The organism is Phytoactinopolyspora endophytica (assembly GCF_004138495.1).
Classification (GTDB): Bacteria; Actinomycetota; Actinomycetes; order Jiangellales; family Jiangellaceae; genus Phytoactinopolyspora; species Phytoactinopolyspora endophytica.
Map to the genome: position 1 here is coordinate 338,287 of NZ_ML142849.1, position 899 is coordinate 339,185.

An 899-nucleotide genomic window follows, 5' to 3' on the forward strand; every position below is an offset into this window, starting at 1 on the left:
GAGGCGGACCATGCGCCGCAGCATCGCCGAGCCGGCTTCGCGGACGTAGGGGTCTGGCGAGGAGACGTCGGCATCCGGAGACTGCCCGGCGATCGCGACCGGCGTGAGCTCTCGCGCGGAGAACATCGCGGCGAGCTTCTCGGCGTCGAGCGCGTCGGGATCAACCGGCGGCAGGACGACGCGGCTGTACCCGGTATCGGCCAGAACGTCCAGCGCGGCCGGCAGGCCCGGATCCTCCAGGCATGCCACCAGCACGTTCAGGTGGCAGGCCAGTGCTGGTGTCGTCGTGCTCATCGTGTTCGCCCTCCCATCGCTTCAGAAGACCGGGAGATCGAGCCGCTGCTTGAACGCGGAGTAGCCGTCATCCACGTGCACAACCGTGCCGTTGATGGCGTTCGCCTCCTCCGAGGCGAGGAACGCCACGACGTCGGCGATCTCCTCCGGCTCGGTCAGCCTGTCTCGCAGCTGCTCCGCCGCGAAGGTGGCCTTCAGATCATGGTCGAACTGCTGGATGATCGGCGTGCCGACCCGCCCCGGTGTGATGGCCACGCACCGGATCCCGTGTTCGGCCAGTTCGTACGCCGCCGACCGGGTGAACGAGATGACGGCAGCCTTCGCCGCACTGTAGGTGAAGGCCAGTTCAGCCGCCTGTTCCCCGTAGATCGATGATGTGCTGATGATCACTCCGGGCGTGCCCTGACGCACGAACTGGCGGCCCGCGGCGAGGATGCCGTAATAGACCCCGGTCTGATCCACGGCGATCATCGGCTCGTAGTCCACGGCCGGGTCGTGATCCAGCAGCGGCTTCCCGCCGGCGATGCCGGCGTTGTTGAAGATGACGTCGAGCTTGCCGAAGGTGTCGACAGCGTGCCGCACTGCCGCTTCGACCTGCGCGTAGA

The 899-nt window shown here is 67.3% G+C and carries 1 protein-coding gene and 1 pseudogene; both read right to left on the reverse strand.

The genetic code is table 11. The annotated features are described in order from the left end of the window. A pseudogene (locus ELR45_RS34340) lies at positions 1–294 on the reverse strand (hypothetical protein); the annotation flags it as partial. 21 nt (positions 295–315) lie between these two features. Further along, positions 316–899, reverse strand: a 584-nt coding sequence (locus ELR45_RS01475; protein WP_205855674.1) for an SDR family NAD(P)-dependent oxidoreductase, incomplete at its 5' end; no start/stop codon positions are given.